The sequence below is a fragment of the Polaromonas sp. P1_G2 genome (assembly GCF_056405515.1).
This window is the reverse complement of the sequence record NZ_JBFUBY010000058.1, coordinates 1-15,925: the sequence shown is the minus strand read 5'-3', so window position 1 is coordinate 15,925 and position 15,925 is coordinate 1. Positions and strand designations below refer to the sequence as shown.

16 protein-coding genes are annotated in these 15,925 nt (G+C 66.6%); 11 read left to right on the top strand and 5 right to left on the bottom strand.

Annotated elements, in window-relative coordinates; all coding sequences use genetic code 11:
* Positions 1–2: 2 nt before the first annotated feature.
* The 5 genes from AC1D0P_RS08570 to hpaI all read left to right on the top strand — a co-directional run bounded on the left by AC1D0P_RS08570 (position 3) and on the right by hpaI (position 5,582).
* Positions 3–1,019 carry a tripartite tricarboxylate transporter substrate binding protein gene (locus AC1D0P_RS08570; protein ID WP_477676350.1) on the top strand — a complete coding sequence of 339 codons (1,017 nt, stop codon included), beginning with the start codon at positions 3–5 and terminating at the stop codon, positions 1,017–1,019.
* 20 nt (positions 1,020–1,039) lie between these two features.
* A complete protein-coding gene (locus AC1D0P_RS08565; RefSeq protein ID WP_477676349.1) occupies positions 1,040–2,608 on the top strand; it encodes a UxaA family hydrolase in 1,569 nt (522 codons plus the stop codon).
* 150 nt (positions 2,609–2,758) lie between these two features.
* Entirely contained in the window at positions 2,759–3,760 is a 1,002-nt protein-coding gene (locus AC1D0P_RS08560; protein WP_477676348.1) for a Bug family tripartite tricarboxylate transporter substrate binding protein, read from the top strand.
* A 4-nt stretch (positions 3,761–3,764) separates the two neighbouring features.
* On the top strand, positions 3,765–4,724 hold the full coding sequence (locus AC1D0P_RS08555; RefSeq protein WP_477676347.1) for an NAD(P)-dependent oxidoreductase: 960 nt from the start codon (positions 3,765–3,767) through the stop codon (positions 4,722–4,724).
* A 54-nt stretch (positions 4,725–4,778) separates the two neighbouring features.
* Positions 4,779–5,582: a 4-hydroxy-2-oxoheptanedioate aldolase gene (gene hpaI / locus AC1D0P_RS08550; protein ID WP_477676346.1), complete on the top strand. Its 804-nt coding sequence runs from the start codon at positions 4,779–4,781 to the stop codon at positions 5,580–5,582.
* Positions 5,583–5,605: 23 nt separating this feature from the next.
* Here hpaI and amaB read toward each other — a convergent pair whose 3' ends face one another.
* The 3 genes from amaB to AC1D0P_RS08535 are packed head-to-tail and all read right to left on the bottom strand — an operon-like array spanning position 5,606 to position 9,389.
* Positions 5,606–7,117 (bottom strand): L-piperidine-6-carboxylate dehydrogenase, encoded by a 1,512-nt coding sequence (gene amaB, locus AC1D0P_RS08545; protein ID WP_477676345.1) that lies wholly within the window; start codon positions 7,115–7,117, stop codon positions 5,606–5,608.
* Complete coding sequence (locus tag AC1D0P_RS08540) at positions 7,114–8,364, bottom strand: aminotransferase-like domain-containing protein (protein WP_477676344.1); 1,251 nt, start codon at positions 8,362–8,364, stop codon at positions 7,114–7,116. Before AC1D0P_RS08540 ends, amaB begins: the two co-directional genes overlap by 4 nt.
* A complete protein-coding gene (locus tag AC1D0P_RS08535) occupies positions 8,361–9,389 on the bottom strand; it encodes a 2-oxoadipate dioxygenase/decarboxylase family protein (protein WP_477676343.1) in 1,029 nt (342 codons plus the stop codon). Before AC1D0P_RS08535 ends, AC1D0P_RS08540 begins: the two co-directional genes overlap by 4 nt.
* Positions 9,390–9,469: 80 nt before the next feature.
* Between AC1D0P_RS08535 and AC1D0P_RS08530 the strand changes: the two genes are divergently transcribed.
* Entirely contained in the window at positions 9,470–10,384 is a 915-nt protein-coding gene (locus AC1D0P_RS08530; RefSeq protein WP_477676342.1) for a LysR family transcriptional regulator, read from the top strand.
* Between the two features lie 39 nt (positions 10,385–10,423).
* On the opposite strand, the gene AC1D0P_RS08525 is transcribed toward AC1D0P_RS08530, so the two are convergent.
* Positions 10,424–10,708, bottom strand: a complete 285-nt coding sequence (locus tag AC1D0P_RS08525; RefSeq protein WP_477676341.1) for a hypothetical protein — start codon at positions 10,706–10,708, stop codon at positions 10,424–10,426.
* 53 nt (positions 10,709–10,761) lie between these two features.
* Positions 10,762–11,583 carry an IclR family transcriptional regulator gene (locus tag AC1D0P_RS08520; protein ID WP_477676340.1) on the bottom strand — a complete coding sequence of 274 codons (822 nt, stop codon included), beginning with the start codon at positions 11,581–11,583 and terminating at the stop codon, positions 10,762–10,764.
* 198 nt (positions 11,584–11,781) lie between these two features.
* Here AC1D0P_RS08520 and AC1D0P_RS08515 point away from each other — a divergent pair, with 198 nt between their 5' ends.
* The 5 genes from AC1D0P_RS08515 to AC1D0P_RS08495 all read left to right on the top strand — a co-directional run.
* Positions 11,782–12,852 carry an ABC transporter ATP-binding protein gene (locus AC1D0P_RS08515; RefSeq protein ID WP_477676339.1) on the top strand — a complete coding sequence of 357 codons (1,071 nt, stop codon included), beginning with the start codon at positions 11,782–11,784 and terminating at the stop codon, positions 12,850–12,852.
* On the top strand, positions 12,849–13,739 hold the full coding sequence (locus AC1D0P_RS08510) for an ABC transporter permease (protein WP_477676338.1): 891 nt from the start codon (positions 12,849–12,851) through the stop codon (positions 13,737–13,739). The genes AC1D0P_RS08515 and AC1D0P_RS08510 overlap by 4 nt, the downstream gene beginning before the upstream one ends.
* A 114-nt stretch (positions 13,740–13,853) precedes the next feature.
* The gene (locus tag AC1D0P_RS08505; protein WP_413329086.1) at positions 13,854–14,648 is read left to right on the top strand and encodes an ABC transporter permease; all 795 of its coding nucleotides are present in this window, start codon (positions 13,854–13,856) and stop codon (positions 14,646–14,648) included.
* Positions 14,645–14,977, top strand: coding sequence for a (2Fe-2S)-binding protein (locus tag AC1D0P_RS08500; protein WP_477676337.1), 333 nt, complete (start codon positions 14,645–14,647; stop codon positions 14,975–14,977). The genes AC1D0P_RS08505 and AC1D0P_RS08500 overlap by 4 nt, the downstream gene beginning before the upstream one ends.
* On the top strand, positions 14,974–15,925 hold a 952-nt coding region (locus tag AC1D0P_RS08495; RefSeq protein WP_477676336.1), incomplete at its 3' end, for an NAD(P)/FAD-dependent oxidoreductase. The genes AC1D0P_RS08500 and AC1D0P_RS08495, both read left to right, overlap by 4 nt.

Below are 15,925 nucleotides of genomic sequence, written 5' to 3'. Positions count from 1 at the left end.
CCATGACAACTTCCCCCCAGGTTCCCAATTTTCCTTTCAACGCCGGGCGCCGCAGCCTGCTCATCGCAGGCGCCGTGGCCGGTGCCGGCGCATTGGCAAACCCTTTGCGCGCGCTGGCCCAGGGCTATCCCGAACGCCCCATCACCTTCATCTGCCCCTGGCCCGCGGGCGGCACCGCCGACCAGTCCATGCGCGCCCTGTGCCAGGTCGCCTCGCGCGTGCTGGGCCAGTCGATCGCGGTGGAAAACAAGGCGGGTGCTTCCGGCATGATAGGTACCCGGGCCCTGGCTTCCGCCAAGCCCGACGGCTACACCATCGGCCAGATTCCCATTTCCGTCACGCGCTTTTCGCAGCTGGGAACCCTGCAACTCGACCCGCTCAAGGACCTGACCTACCTGGCCCGCACCTCGGGCCAGACTTTCGGCATGGCCGTCCCAGCGGACTCGCGCTTCAAATCGTTGCAGGAGCTTGTGGCCTTTGCCAAGGCCAATCCCGGCAAGGTGACTTATGCGCACGCGGGCGTCGGCGGCGCCACGCACGTGGGCATGGAAGAGTTCGCGCTTGCCGCCGGCATCCAGTTCAACCATGTCCCCTACAAAGGCGGCGCCGAGGCGCTGCAGGCCGTGCTCGGCGGGCATGTGGACCTGCTGGCCGATTCCAGCTCCTGGGCGCCGCATGTCGATGCGGGCAAGCTCAGGCTGCTGGCCACTTGGGGCGAACGCCGCGCCTCGCGGTTCAAGGACGCGCCCACGCTCAAGGAGCTGGGCTACAACGTCGTGGTGGATGCGCCCAATGGCATAGGCGCACCCAAGGGCCTGGACCCGGCCGTCGCGATGAAGCTGCGCGAGGCCTTCCGTGTGGCGGTGGCCAGCCCCGAGTTCAAGCAGGTGGCCGACAGGATCGATGCGCCGGTGCTTTACCTGGACGGCCCCGACTATGAGAAATACGTCGCCGCCATGTACCAGAAAGAAACCACCCTGATCGACAAGCTCAAGCTCAAGGAGCTGATGAAGAGCTAGGACCTGACCTGAACGGAACCATGACCGCCATTACCACCGCCACTACCACAGCCTTCACGGCATCCCCTGCCGCCAGCCCCCTGATCCGCCTGCACGCCAACGACAACGTGCTGGTCGCCAAAACCGCGCTGTCGCTGGGCCAGGAACTGCCCGGGACCGGCGCACGCGCGCGAGCGCAGGTGCCGGCGGGGCACAAGGTCGCGGCCTGCCGCATCGCGCAGGGCGAGCGCATCCTGAAGTACGACACGGTGATCGGCATGGCCGCTCGCGACATCGAGGCGGGCGACTACGTGCATTCGCACAATATGGCGCTGGTGGACTTTGAGCGCGACCCGGCCTTCGGCCGGGACGTGCGGCCGGTGGACTATGTGCCGGAAGCCGAGCGCGCCACCTTCATGGGTTTTGTGCGTCCGGACGGCCGCGTGGGCACCCGCAATTTCATCGGCATCCTGTCGTCGGTCAATTGCTCCGCCACCGTCATCAAGAACATCGCGGCCCACTTCACGCCGGAGCGGCTGGCGGCTTTCCCCCACGTGGACGGCGTGGCGGCTTTCGCGCAAACCAGCGGCTGCGGCATGTCTTCCCCCAGCGAACATTTCGACGTGCTGCGCCGCACCCTGGCCGGCTATGCGCGCCATCCCAACCTGGCCGGCGTGCTGATCGTCGGTTTGGGCTGCGAGCGCAACCAGGTCTCGTCGCTGGTGGAGTCGCAGGGCCTGGAGACCAGCAAACTCATGCGCACCATGGTGATGCAGGAGGTCGGCGGCACCCGCGCCACGATTGAAGCCGGCATTGCGGCCGTGCTTGAGATGCTGCCCGAAGCGAATGCGGCCAGGCGCCGGCCTGTGCCGGCGAGCCACCTGAAGATCGGCCTGGAGTGCGGCGGCTCGGATGGTTTTTCGGGCATCACGGCCAACCCGGCGCTGGGCGCGGCCATGGACATCCTGGTGTGCCACGGCGGCACCGCAATCCTGTCGGAGACCCCTGAAATCCACGGCGTCGAATACATGCTGACCCGCCGCGCCGTCACGCCCGAAGTGGGACAGAAGCTGCTGGACCGGCTGGCCTGGTGGGAAAAATACACGGCGGGCCACAACGCCCAGTTCAACGGCGTGGTCGGGCACGGCAACCAGGCGGGCGGGCTGGCCAACATCTTCGAGAAGTCCCTGGGCTCGGCCATGAAGGGCGGCACCACGCCGCTGCAGGCGGTCTACGAGTATGCAGAGCCGATCACCCAGAACGGTTTTGTCTTCATGGACTCGCCCGGCTACGACCCGGTGGCTTCGACCGGCCAGATCGCCAGCGGCGCCAACCTGATCTGCTTCACCACGGGCCGGGGCTCCATGTTCGGCTCCAAGCCGGCGCCCACGATCAAGCTGGCCAGCAATACACCCATGTTCAAGCGCCTGGAAGAAGACATGGACATCAACTGCGGCGCCATCCTGGACGGCGAGCTGGACGTCGCGCAGATGGGCCGGCGGATTTTTGAGGAGATCCTGCGCCATGCCTCCGGCGAGCCGACCAAGAGCGAGGCGCTGGGCCTGGGCGACCACGAATTTGTGCCCTGGCACCTGGGCATCGTCAGCTAGGGCCTTGAAACAAGCGCTGTTGGTGCTGGGCCCGCGCACCAGGTATCTCTGCCCGGGCCAGCCCGGGTGATCGGCCCGAAAAGGCCCTCAACGCTCTCGACCGCTTGAACCGTTTGAACCGTTTGAAAAATACATAAGGAGACAATGACCATGCCAACTTTTCCTCCCACCATTCGGCGGGCCACCCGCCGGATACTGCTGCTTGCCGCCCTGGCAGCTTGCGGGCTGAGCCCCGCGGCCTATGCGCAAAGCGACTATCCCAACAAGCCGCTGACCCTGCTGGTGCCTTACCCGGCCGGCGGCGCCAACGACGCGGTGGCGCGCCTGGTGGGGCTGAAGATGGGCGAGATCCTCAAGCAGCCGGTCATCATCGACAACCGCCCGGGCGCCGGCACCACCATTGGTACGGCGGCGGCGGCCAAGGCGGCTCCCGACGGCTACACGCTGGTGCTGGGCTCGCTGGCGAGCCACGCGGTCAGCCCTCACCTCTATGCCAAGCCCGGCTATGACGCCATCGCCGACTTCACCCCTGTGGGAACCATCGGTGTCGTGCCCATGGTGCTGATCGTCGCCAAAGAATCGCCTTATACCGACCTGCGTTCGCTGGTCGACGCCGCACGGCGCCAGCCGAACGCACTGAACTATGGTTCCGCCGGTAACGGCTCCCCGCTGCACCTGGCGGCCGAGCTGTTCAAGCAAAGCGCGAATATCCAGATCAACCATGTGCCCTACAAAGGCGGCAATGCCCACACCATGGACCTGATGGGCGGCCGGCTCGACATGATCCTGGATACCTTGACCAGCGCCGCGCCGCTGATCAAGGGCGGCAAGGTCCGGGCCCTGGCCGTCGCGGCATCCGCCCGGCTGTCCGAGCTGCCAGGCGTCCCCACCTTTTCGGAGGCGGGCTATCCCGGCTTTGAAGTCAACGCCTGGTATGCGCTGTACGCGCCCGCCAGGACCAGCAAAGAAGTCGTCGGCCGCCTCAATGCGTCGCTGGTGGCCGTGCTCAAACAGCCCGACGTCCTGGAGAAGTTCGGCAACCTGGGCGTGCGGACCCAGCCCGGCTCGCCGCAAGACCTGGCCCGCTTTACCCAGGACGAATGGAGCCGCTATGGCAAGGTCATTGCCGCCAACGGCATCCGCATAGACTGAAGGCATGGACTCCATTTTCCAGGTTCTCGTCACCGCTGCCCACTGGGCCCCGTCCGCGCAAGACATCGTGCGCGGCGCGGGCGGGCAGATCACCTTTTTACCCGACCCTGTTACCGAAGACGTGCTGGCCGCGCAACTGGCGGACACAGGCGCGCAGGCCGTGGTGTTGCGGGGCTCCAAGCCCATTTCGGCACGCGTTCTGGCTGCCGCCCCGGCGTTGAAGATCGTCGCCAAGAATGGAGCGGGCGTGGACAGCGTGGACCTGGCTGCCGCCCGCCAGCGCGGCGTGGCCGTCGCCGTGGCGCCCGCCGCCAATGCCGATGCCGTGGCCGAGCACGCGCTGGCGCTCATGCTCGCACTCACGCGGCAGTTGCCTTTGCTCGACGGCATGGTGCGCGGCGGCCGCTGGGCCGACAGCAGCTGGCAAGGGCGTGATTTCCGCGGCGCCGTGGTCGGCATTGTGGGTTACGGCAGCATAGGCCGCAGCACGGCGCGGCTCGCCGTCGCGCTGGGCGCCCGGGTGCTGGTGCTGCGCCCTCACGGGCAGGCCGACAGCCATGCGACCGAGCCCGACCTGGACCGCTTTCTGGCGCAGCTCGACATCCTGAGCCTGCATTGCCCGCTGACCGAACGCACGCGCGGCCTGATAGGCCGGCGCGAGCTGTCGCTCATGCGGCGCGGCAGCCTGCTCATCAACACGGCGCGCGGCCCCGTCGTGGACGAAGCGGCGCTGCTGGAGGCCTTGCAATCCGGCCACCTGGAGGGTGCCGGGCTGGACACCTTCGATACCGAGCCCCTGCCGGCCGGCCACCCGCTGCTGGCGCTGGCCAATGTGCTGCTCACGCCGCATGTCGCGGGCGTCACCCGCAACGCGGCGGCGCAAGTGGCCAACATCACCGCGCGTAACATCGTGGACTACCTGGCCACCGGCACCTTGCCCRCCCACCATCTGGTGGCGGGCTGAGCCGGCCCGGCGACTTCCTCTTTCATGGACTCTCCTGGACCCAACACTTGCGCCATGCCCGCCAATAATCCCTTCAAAACCGCTCTCGCCGCCCGCCGGCCCCAAGTCGGCTTGTGGCTTTCCATGGCCGATCCCTATCTGGCCGAGGTCAGCGCCACGGCCGGCTTCGATTGGCTGCTGATCGACGGCGAGCATGCGCCCAACGATTTGCGCAGCACGCTGGCTTCGCTGCAGGCCGTGGCGCCCTATCGCGCGCAGCCCGTGGTGCGCGCGGTGGCCGGCGAAGTGCCGCTGATCAAGCAGTTGCTGGACATAGGCGCGCAAAACCTGCTGATCCCCATGGTCGACACGGCCGAACAGGCACAGGCCATGGTCAGCGCTACGCGCTATCCGCCGCTGGGTATTCGCGGGGTCGGCAGCGCCGTGGGGCGTGCTTCGCGCTGGAGCGCGCGCACCGACTACCTCGATACGGCCGACGGCGAGGTCTGCCTGCTGGTGCAGGCGGAAACCGTGACTGCCCTGGGCAACCTGGAAGCTATCTGCGCGGTGGAGGGGGTGGACGGCGTTTTCATCGGCCCCGCCGACCTGGCCGCTTCCATGGGCCACCGCGGCAAGCCCGGCCACCCGGAGGTGCAGGCCGCGATCGAGCAGGCCATGAAAACCATCATCGCTTCGGGGAAGGCGGCCGGCACGCTGACTTCCGACCCGGCGCTGGCCAGGCGTTACCTCGCCCTGGGCTGCACTTTTGTGGCCGTCGGCGTTGACGTCCTGGTCTATGCCAACGCCGCCAGGCGCCTGGCTGCAGACCTTGTGCCCTCCGGTGCCGCGCAGCCGGCAGCACCCGGCGCGGCCTACTGAGGCCGCCCCTTGGGTTCTGACGCCTAGATCTCGAAGCGGATTCCCTGCGCCAGCGGCAGGCTGGATCCGTAGTTGACAGTGTTGGTGGCACGGCGCATATAGGCTTTCCAGGAATCGGATCCCGATTCACGTCCGCCGCCGGTTTCTTTCTCGCCGCCGAAGGCGCCGCCGATCTCCGCGCCGCTGGTGCCGATGTTGACGTTGGCAATGCCGCAGTCCGAGCCGCGCGCCGAGGTGAAGATTTCGGCCTCGCGCAGGTCCTGCGTGAAGACGGCCGACGACAGGCCGTGCACCACGGCGTTGTTCATCGCGATGGCATCCTCGAAATTGTCATAGGGCACGACGTAGAGGATGGGCGCGAAGGTCTCGTGCAGCATGGGGCCGGCCTGTTCCTTCAATTCCACGATGGCGGGGCGCACATAGTGGGCCGAACCTTCGCCGGGCTGTTTGTCGCCGAAGTGCACGGTGGCGCCCAGCTTCTTGGCTTCGGTCAGTGCCGACTGCATGGCCTCAAACGCGCGGCCGTCGATCAGCGGACCGACCAGCGTGCCGTCTTTGAGTGGATTGCCGATGGGCAGGCGTTCAAACACAGAGACCAGGCGTTTGACCAGCTCAGGATAAATGGAGCGATGCACGATGAGGCGGCGCAGGCTGGTGCAGCGCTGGCCGGCGGTGCCGGCCGCCGCGAAGGCCGCGCCGCGCACCACGAGTTCCAGGTTCGCCGAAGGGCAGACGATGGCCGCGTTGTTGCCGCCCAGTTCCAGCAGCGAGCGCTTGAACAGGCCGGCGCAGGCGATGGCCACGTTCTTGCCCATGGCGGTGGAGCCGGTGGCGCTGACCAGCTTGACGTGCGGATGTTTCACCAGCGCCTCGCCGGTGGCGCGTTCGCCGATCAGCAGCTCGCTGAGGCCTTGCGTCGCCAGGCCCAGCTCTTTGGCCGTCTGCAGCAGCAGGCCGTTGAGCGCGATGGCCGACAGCGGCGTCTTTTCCGAAGGTTTCCAGGCCAGCGTGTTGCCGCAGACCAGCGCCAGCGCGGCATTCCAGGCGAACACCGCCATCGGGAAGTTGAAGGCCGAGATGATGCCGACCACGCCCACGGGGTGCCAGGTTTCCAGCAGCTTGTGGTCGGGGCGCTCGCTGGCGATTGTCAGGCCGTAAAGCTGGCGCGACAGGCCGACCGCGAATTCGCAGATGTCGATGACCTCCTGTACTTCGCCCAGGCCTTCCTGCAAAATTTTTCCGGTCTCCAGCGARATCAGCTGGCCCAGTTCGGCCTTGTGGCGGCGTACGGTTTCACCGAAGGCGCGCACCAGTTCACCGCGTTTGGGCGCGGGCACGTTGCGCCACTCAAGGAAACGCTGGTGCGCAGCGTTGAGCGCGCTGTCCACCTCGGCGGCGCTGTGCACGGCCACACGGGCCAACTGGCTGCCGTCGATGGGCGTGGCCACCGAGATGGCCGCGGTTGCCTTGCTGCCCAGCTCGGCGCTGAGGCCCAGGGCCTTGAAGAGGGATGAAACGTCGTTGGCGTGACTCATGATGAAGTCCTTTCGTGGGTGTCTTGAAATCCGTGTTGGGTGGCGAGTTGGCGCAGTCCGCGGCCCAGGCGTTCCGCGCCTTGCCGCAGTGCGTCCGGCGTGGGGTTGGCAAAACTCAGGCGCAGCCAGGGCTGAGCGCTGTTGCTGATGCTGAAGGCGGCGCCCGGCACCACCAGCACCTGGTGTTGAAGGCCGAAGTCCACCCAGGCCTGCGTGGGCAGCAAGGGCAGGGCGGCGCTGAGTTTTGCCCATATGAACATGCCGCCTTGCGGCTTGTCAAACTCAAGCAGGCCATCGCAGTGCGCGCGCAAGGCCTGGTCCAGCGCCCTGCCTTTGGCGGCATAGGCTGGGCGCAGATCCGCCAGGTGCGATGCCAGACGACCGGAAGCCAGCATGGCCGCCAGCGTCAATTGCTCCAGCGAACCGCTGTGCACGTCGGCCGCCTGCTTGGCCAGCACCACACCGCGCGCGATCTCGGCCGGCGCGAGCAGCACGCCCAGGCGCAGGGCCGGCGCGACCACCTTGGAGTAGCTGGTCATATACGCGACCTGTGCGGGCGAGCCGGCCTGCTGGTTCAATTGCGCAAGCGAAGGCGGCGGCGCTTCCTCAAACCAGAGTTCGCCATAGGGATCGTCTTCGATGAGGGTGACGTCGTACTGCGCGGCCAGTTCCAGCAGGCGCAGGCGCCGCGCCAGCGGCATCACGGCGCCGGTCGGGTTCGCGAAATTGGGCACGACGTAGAGCACGCGTGGGCGGTCGGCCTGCAGGATGGCTTCGAGCTTGTCGATGTCCATGCCTTGCGCATCGGTCGGCACTTCGACGAGGCGCGCGCCAGCGAAACGGAAGGCCTGCAGCGCCGCCGGGTAGTTGAAGGATTCCACCGCCACGCCTTCGCCGGGTTCAACCAGCACGCGCGCGAGCAAGTCGATGGCCTGCTGCGAACCGGTGGTGATCAACACGTCCGTCGCCTGCGCCGCCAGGCCGCGCTGTTGCAGCAGCGCCGCGCTGGCTTCGCGAAGCGCGGCCAGGCCTTCGGTGGCGCCGTACTGCAGGCTGCGGCCTTGCAGCTGGCCGGCCACTTCCAGCAGAGATTCGCGCAGCCAGTCGGCCGGCAGCAGCGCCGGGTCGGGGTGGCCGCCGGCCAATGACACCATGCCTTCGCGGCCGGCCAGTGCCAGCATGGCGCGTATCGGCGAGCCGCTGGCCTGCGCGTACAGCGGGCGCAGTGCCCCGCGCGCGTCTGTCATGCGCGGGCGGCCGTCATGCCGAAAATGCCAGTGGCATTGCCGGCGTCAAAGGCCAGGTCCAGGCGCGGCTGCACCGGGTCGTTGGCCGCGCCGGCGTTTTGCAGTTCGTCGCGTGTGATGAATTCGTAGAACGAGCCGGGCACTTCACGCGAGACGCGGCCTTCGGTGGTGATGAAGTCGCGCAGCACGCCGGCGGCGCGAAAAGCGGTTTGCCGCACGCGGCCGCTCGCCGAGACCTCGACCTTGTCCTTGATGGGCCGGCCCAGCGCGCGCTGGCGTTCAGCCACCGCATCGACATCGTCCACGCGGTCGGTCGCGTGGTTGAAGGCATTGCCTTCGGTGGAAATCCAGGCCATCTCTGCCGATTCGGCCAGCAGCAATTCGTAGTCGTCTATCGCGAACACGCCGTGCTGGCGGTCAAAGCACTGCAGCAGTTGCGGCAGCAGGCGCAGCGCTTGCGCCAGCGGCAGCACGCCGTCGCGCGTGAGCTGCTCCAGGTCGGCGACGTCCTGCGGGCCCAGCGGGTCGCGCGAGCTGGCCAGCACGCGCGTGACGGCGGACTGGAAGGGCGCGGAGAACTGCTCGGGGTGCAGCTCGGAGACAAAAAACTGCGCGATCTCTTCGGGGAAATCGCGGTGGCTGTAAGCCCGGCCTGTCATCTTGAGGCGCGGCAGCGGGTAGGTGCCCTGCAATTCAAAACCCAGCGGGCGCAGCACACGCGTGAAGGCTGCCTCGCCGGCCGGCAGCGCGCCGCTGGGCCAGCGCACGGTGCGCAGCGCGCCGTGGTCGAACACCACCTTGCGCTGCTGGCCCACCACGTCGCTCGCGATGTAGTCCTGCCCGGCCGGCACGCGCTGCACCAGGCCGTGGAACAGCGCCATATTGAGCGCCTGGGCCAGTTCCGCGCGACTCACGGTGCCGGAAGCGGCTTGCTGCAGGCCGGGATGAACGTACATCTGCTCATGGATTGTTTTGACGGCCTCAGGCGGAAGGCAGGTGGCGAGCAGCTTCTGGAGATGGGTCATTTCAGGGGTATTTATGCTGAAGAAGGCCGGATTTTCGGTAATTTCGGCAGCATGCACAAAGGATCAATTTCGATGGATGCATGAGCTATATTCATGCGATGCGCCGGAAAATCCCCTCCACCCAGGCCTTGCTGGCTTTTGAAGCGGCCGCCCATCGCGGCAGCTTCACCTTGGCGGCGCAAGACCTGTCGGTGAGCCAGAGCGCGGTCAGCCACCAGATCCTGGGGCTGGAGCAGGAGCTGGACGTGAGCCTGTTTCGCCGCCTGCCGCGCCAACTGGAGCTGACCGACGCGGGCCGCTCGCTGCTGGCGCGCGTCAGCCCGGCGCTGGACTCGCTGGAGGCCGCGATGCTGGACCTGGTCTCGTCCAAAGGTGAGGGCGGCACGCTGGAGCTCGGCGTGGTGCCGACGTTTGCGACCAAATGGCTGATCCCGCGCATGCCGTCTTTCCTGAAGGCGCATCCGCATGTGACCTTGAACCTGGCGACGCGCCTGCAGCCTTTTGATTTTTCGCTGACGGGACTGGACGCCGCCATCCATTACGGCCGGCCCGACTGGCCGGGCACCGAGTCCGAATACCTGATGGGCGAAGACAGCGTGGTGGTGTGTAGCCCGGCCCTCATCAAGAAACGCCAACTCCGCAAGCCGGCCGACGTGCTGAACTTCACCTTGATCCACCAGAGCACACGCCCGCACGCCTGGCGCGACTGGTTCCAGCTGGCCGGCATGGACGAGACGCAAAGCGCCGGCACCGGCCCCAAGTACGAGCTGTTTTCCATGATCGCGCAAGCGGTGAAGGCTGGCCTGGGGCTGGCCGTGTTGCCGCGCTTCCTGGTGGCCGACGACATTGCCGACGGCACGCTGGCCGTGCCCTTTGATCTCTCRCTGAGTTCGGACTTCGCCTACTACCTGGTCTGGCCCTCACAGAAAACCAGTTGGCGGCCCTTGGTGCAGTTACGAGAATGGCTGCGTGAGCAATCGGCTTCGTTGAAGTGAACGAACGGCGAGCAGGTCGCCGCGTGCCTGAGCCGGTCTTTAATCGGCTTTCTTTCCCGATGTCCATAACTGCACGAGGCCGAGCATCAGCAGCAGCGTCCCCAGGGCCATCCAGATGCCGACAAGTCCACGCGGCCCCATCACCTCGAAAGCCCAGGTTTGTGTCCAGGCCCATTTACCCATAAAGGGCGGAATGGAAGGTGTGAGCCATTCCGCCCAGGCCAGGCAAAACGAGATCGCCGCAAGCCCCAGCTTGAAGACAGCCCGTTCTTTGACTGAAAGGATCGCACGTTGCTTCTTGGCGAGTTCGTTGTCGTTATCCATGAGGTCTGTCCATTCTTGGTGGAGTGGAGAAGGATTGYAACTTCAAGAGTGTCTCAGGCCTTGTCGGCCGGCGCCAGACTTTGAGCCGGCCTTCGCAATGTGCTGTCAAAAGGATTGATCTGCGCGCCTATGGCGGCGGCTTCGCGCTTGAGCAATTCCACCACCGTGGGCAGGCGGTCCGGACTCAGGCGTGAGGAAATCGTGCCGACGCTGAGGGCGGCGACGGCGCGGCCCTCGCGGTCCAGCACCGGCACGCCGACACCGGCCATGCCGTCCAGCAGATTGGTGTTGCGCCCGGCGTAGCCGAGTTCACGCACGCGTTCGATCTCGGTGCGCAGGTAGACCTCGTCATAGACGCCGAACTCGCGCACGCGGGGCAGGTTGTAGCGGATCACTTCCTCGCGCTCGGTCTCGGGCAGGAAGGCCAGGATCGCCAGGCTGCCCTGGCCCATGCCCAGTGCCACGCGCCCGCCGATGTCGCCGGTGAAGGAACGTATCGGGAAGGGCCCCTCGCTGCGGTCCAGGCAGACCGCGTCAAAGCCGCTGCGCACCAGCAAAAAGATGGTGTCGCCGAGGCTGGCGCACAGGCGCAGCATGGACGGCCGGCACAGGCCGCGCAGGTCCATGGAGTTGCCGGCCTGGGCCGCCAGCGCGAAAAATTCGATGCTCAGCCGGTACAGCTTTGAGGCCGGGTCCTGCTCCACCACGCGCTCGGCCACCAGGCTTTGCAGGATGCGGTGGGTGGTCGCCTGGGTCAGGCCCGTGGCCTTGGCGACGTGGGTGATGCGCCCGCCCTTGGCCTGGGTCGCGGTCAGTGCCCGGATGATGGAAAAGGCGCGCTGCACGCTGCTGGAGCTATTGTCTTCGTCTTTCACGGCCTCTCCTTTGGCGGAATTAGTGTTGCCTTAAGTGTATATAAATTCCATTAAGCGGAATAAATCAAATAAACATATCTCTATACGGAATAACCTATTGACGATTTTTTATGACATGCCCTAGCATGAATGTCATCAAGGTGTCATCGCAAAGCATGTTGCGGCGCTGGCCACCCCCTTGTTGCAGAGGTGCTTCCCATGTCCTTTTTGACCCTGGCGAACGTGAACAAGTCCTATGGCGCGACCCGCGCCGTGGCCGACATGAACCTGTCGGTGGACAAGGGCGAATTTGTCTCGCTGCTGGGCCCCTCGGGCTGCGGCAAGACCACCACCCTGCAGATGATCGCGGGCTTTTGTGAGGTGACGTCGGGGCAGGTCACGCTGGACGGCCGCGACATCACGCATGCCAAACCCAATTCGCGCGGCCTGGGCATTGTGTTCCAGAGTTATGCGCTGTTCCCGCACATGAGCGTTTACGACAACGTGAGCTTCGGCCTGGAGATGCGGCGCGTCGACAAGCAGGAGCGCGCCGAACGCGTGAAGGCCGCGCTCGCACTGGTGCACCTGGAGGCGCACGCCGGCCGTTACCCACGCGAGCTTTCGGGCGGACAGCGCCAGCGCGTGGCCCTGGCCCGCGCACTCGTCATCGAGCCGCCCGTGCTGCTACTGGACGAGCCGCTGTCCAACCTGGACGCCAAGCTGCGCGAGGAAATGCAGTTCGAGCTGCGGCAGATCCAGCGCAAGGTCGGCACCACCACGGTGATGGTCACGCACGATCAGACAGAGGCCATGTCCATCAGCGACCGCGTGGTCGTCATGGAGGCCGGCCGCGTGACACAGATCGACCAGCCGCACCGGCTCTACGAACATCCGCAGACCCGCTTCATTTCAAGTTTTGTCGGCAAGGCCAATCTGCTGGAAGGCCGTGTGACGGCCGCTGGCCCCTGGGCCACGGTGAAGGTCGGCGGCAATGTGCCGCTGGAGGTCGAGGCGCCCGGCGTGTCCGAAGGCGACGCCGTGGTGCTGAGCCTGCGCCCCGAAAAAATCCGCCTGGTGCCCGAAGCCCAGGGCCGCATAGGCGGCACGGTGAATGAGCGCTTTTTCCTGGGCAGCCAGTGGCTGTACCAGGTGTCCACCGCCGCCGGCCTGCTTGCGGTGGTCTCCCCCAATGACGGCAGCGCGCCGGCCGAAGAGGGCGCCAACGTGGGCCTGGACTGGACCGCGCAGCAGGTGCGCCTGCTACCCGGCACGTTAGGAGCGCCGGCATGAGCAGCGCCGCCCTGGTGCAGGCAACTGCGCCGGCCCGGGCCAGCGCCTCGCGTGCACCCTGGCTGCTGTCGGCGCCGGTCTTCACGCTGTTCGCCTGCCTGCTGCTGGTGCCGCTGGCGCTCACCGCCGTGCTGTCCTTCCAGGTCTTCGACCACGCCACCGGCGTCAAGAACAGCTTCACGCTGGCGCACTACGCCGCCGTGCTGACGGACGATTACTACCACGGCATCTTCTGGCGCACGCTGTGGATTTCGGCGCTGACCACGCTGATCTGCGTGCTCGTGGGCGCGCCCGAAGCCTATGTGCTGAGCCGCATGCGCAGCCCCTGGCGCTCGATTTTGCTGCTGGTGGTGCTGGCGCCGCTGCTGGTCTCGGTGGTGGTGCGCGCTTTCGGCTGGAGCATGCTGCTGGGCCCCGAAGGCGTGGTCAACCAGGTGATGCGCGCTGTCGGCCTGCCGTCCATGCGCATCCTCTACACCGAGGCGGCCGTGGTCATCGCGCTGGTGCACGTGATGTTGCCTTTTATGGTGATCCCGGTGTGGACCTCGCTGCAAAAGCTGGACCCGGGCGTGGAAGACGCGGCGCTGTCGTTGCAGGCCTCGCACTTCACCACCTTGCGCCGCATCATCTTTCCGCAGGTGCTGCCGGGCATTTTGTCGGGCAGCCTGATCGTCTTCGGCCTGAGCGCCAGCGCCTTCGCGATCCCGGGCCTGCTGGGCGGGCGCCGCCTGAAGATGGTGGCCACCGTGGTCTATGACGAATACCTGCACGAACTCAACTGGCCGCTGGGCGCGGCCATCGCGCTGACTTTGCTGCTGGCCAACCTGGCCATCATGCTGAGCTACAACCGCGTGCTGGAGCGCTCCTACAAAAAGTCCTTGGGGTAATTCCATGCCTACTTCAGTCCGATACGTCGTTGCCCCGCCTTGCCGTGCTGTAGCACTGTCTGCGGCGGTGCGCCTAGTCTCGAACTGAATTAGACATGGAATAGAAAGTCAAACATGTCCAAAAACGGTCCCCTCGCGCTGCTCTTCAATGCGCTGGTCATCACCTTCATGCTGGCGCCGCTGGTCATCGTCTGCGTCGTGGCGTTCACGCCCGGCAACACGCTGGCCATCCCGACCACGGAGTTTTCGCTGCGCTGGTTCCGCGCGGTGTTCGCGCATTCGGACTTTGTGCAGTCCTTCAAGAACAGCCTCTGGCTGGCTGCGATTTCGGCCACGCTGGCGACGGTGCTGGCCGTCCCGGCCGGACTGGCGATCGCGCGCCACAGCTTTCCGGGCCGCGATTTCCTCAACGGCCTGTTCCTGTCGCCGCTGATCATTCCGCACCTGGTGCTGGGTGTCGCGCTGCTGCGTACCTTCTCCCTGATAGGCGCGACCGGCAGCTTCTTCTGGCTGGCGCTGGCGCACGTGGTCATTATCACGCCCTATGTGTTGCGCCTGGTGCTGGCGTCGGTGGAGGGCAGCGACCGCAGCGCCGAACAGGCGGCCCTGTCGCTGGGTGCGAGCCAGGCAACCGTGTTCACCCGTGTCACGCTGCCCATGATTTTGCCCGGCGTCACCGGCGGCTGGCTACTGGCCTTCATCAACAGCTTTGACGAAGTGACCATGTCCATCTTCGTCACCGCGCCCTCGACCGTGACCTTGCCGGTGCGCATGTATATGTATGCGACCGAGTCCATAGACCCGCTGATGGCCGCTGTCTCGGCGCTCATGGTGGCGCTCACGGCGGTGGCCATGCTGGTGCTGGACCGCATCTACGGCCTTGACAAGATTCTCGTGGGACACAAATGAAGCCATCCGCCGCCCCCCCCGGCCTTGCCGAACCACGCGGGCCCTTGCTCCAGCGCCTGGCCGAAGGCGGCCGCAAGCCCGTGGGTTTTGTGCTCAATGGGCAGCCGCTGACGGCGCTGGCCGGCGACACCGTGCTGACGGCGGTGCTCACGCACAGCGCGCGCCTGCGCTTCAGCGAATTCAGCGGCGAACCGCGCGCCGGCTTCTGCCTGATGGGCGCCTGCCAGGACTGCTGGGTTGCCACCGAATCGGGCAAGCGCTTGCGCGCCTGCGGCACCTTTATCGAAGAAGGCATGCGGCTGGTGACCGGCGCGGAGGGCCTGACATGAACGTGCAGCCCGTGATTGTGGGGGCCGGCCCGGCCGGCGTACGCGCCGCCCAGGCGCTGGTGACGCACGGCCTGCGTCCGGTGGTGGTGGACGAGGCGCCGCGCTGGGGCGGGCAGATCTACCGCCAGCCGCCCGTGGGTTTCACGCGGGCGAAAGAGGCGCTCTATGGTTTTGAAGCCGGACGTGCCGATGCGCTGCACGGCGCCATGGCCGGCATCCTGGACAAAGTCGATTACCGGCCCGACACCCTGGTCTGGAGCGCCGAAGGCAGCAAGCTCGATCTGCTCCACCACGGGGCCATGAGCACTTTGCCCTACAGCCACCTCATCGTCGCCACCGGCGCGACGGACCGCGTGCTGCCGTTTCCGGGCTGGACCTTGCCCGGCGTCTACACACTGGGCGCCGCGCAGGTGGCACTCAAATTCCAGGGCTGCGCGATAGGCTCGCGTGTGGTGTTTGCCGGCACCGGGCCGCTGCTGTATTTGATCGCCTACCAGTATGCGAAGGCGGGCGCCAACGTTGTGGCAGTGCTCGACACGGCAGGCTTCGCGGGCAAAGCCGCCGCCGTTCCTGCCATGCTGCGCCAGCCGGCGCTGCTGGCCAAGGGCCTGTATTACCTGGGCTGGCTGCGCGCGCATGGGGTCGCGGTGCACCAGGGCGTGGAGCTGGTCCGCGCTGAAGGCGGCGAGCGTGTGCAGGCCATGCATTGGCGCAAGGCCGGCCGCGAACACCAGATTGCTTGCGACGGCGTGGGCTTTGGCTACGCGCTGCGTTCCGAGACGCAGCTGGCCGACCTGCTGGGTTGCCGCTTTTCTTATGACGGCCTGCAGCGCGGCGCGCTGCCCGAGCGCGACGCCGTGGGGCGCTCCAGCGTGGCCGGTGTCTACCTGGCCGGCGACGGCGCCGGCATCATGGGCGCGGACGCCGCCGAGTCGGACGCCGCCGAGT

Coding starts and splice junctions, on each gene's coding strand:
- AC1D0P_RS08515 (WP_477676339.1), top strand. CDS start 11,782: ATGTCCTTTTTGACCCTGGCGAACGTGAACAAGTCCTATGGCGCGACC.
- AC1D0P_RS08525 (WP_477676341.1), bottom strand. CDS start 10,708: ATGGATAACGACAACGAACTCGCCAAGAAGCAACGTGCGATCCTTTCA.
- AC1D0P_RS08565 (WP_477676349.1), top strand. CDS start 1,040: ATGACCGCCATTACCACCGCCACTACCACAGCCTTCACGGCATCCCCT.
- hpaI (WP_477676346.1), top strand. CDS start 4,779: ATGCCCGCCAATAATCCCTTCAAAACCGCTCTCGCCGCCCGCCGGCCC.
- AC1D0P_RS08540 (WP_477676344.1), bottom strand. CDS start 8,364: ATGACAGACGCGCGCGGGGCACTGCGCCCGCTGTACGCGCAGGCCAGC.
- AC1D0P_RS08505 (WP_413329086.1), top strand. CDS start 13,854: ATGTCCAAAAACGGTCCCCTCGCGCTGCTCTTCAATGCGCTGGTCATC.
- AC1D0P_RS08510 (WP_477676338.1), top strand. CDS start 12,849: ATGAGCAGCGCCGCCCTGGTGCAGGCAACTGCGCCGGCCCGGGCCAGC.
- AC1D0P_RS08560 (WP_477676348.1), top strand. CDS start 2,759: ATGCCAACTTTTCCTCCCACCATTCGGCGGGCCACCCGCCGGATACTG.
- AC1D0P_RS08500 (WP_477676337.1), top strand. CDS start 14,645: ATGAAGCCATCCGCCGCCCCCCCCGGCCTTGCCGAACCACGCGGGCCC.
- AC1D0P_RS08535 (WP_477676343.1), bottom strand. CDS start 9,389: ATGACCCATCTCCAGAAGCTGCTCGCCACCTGCCTTCCGCCTGAGGCC.
- AC1D0P_RS08570 (WP_477676350.1), top strand. CDS start 3: ATGACAACTTCCCCCCAGGTTCCCAATTTTCCTTTCAACGCCGGGCGC.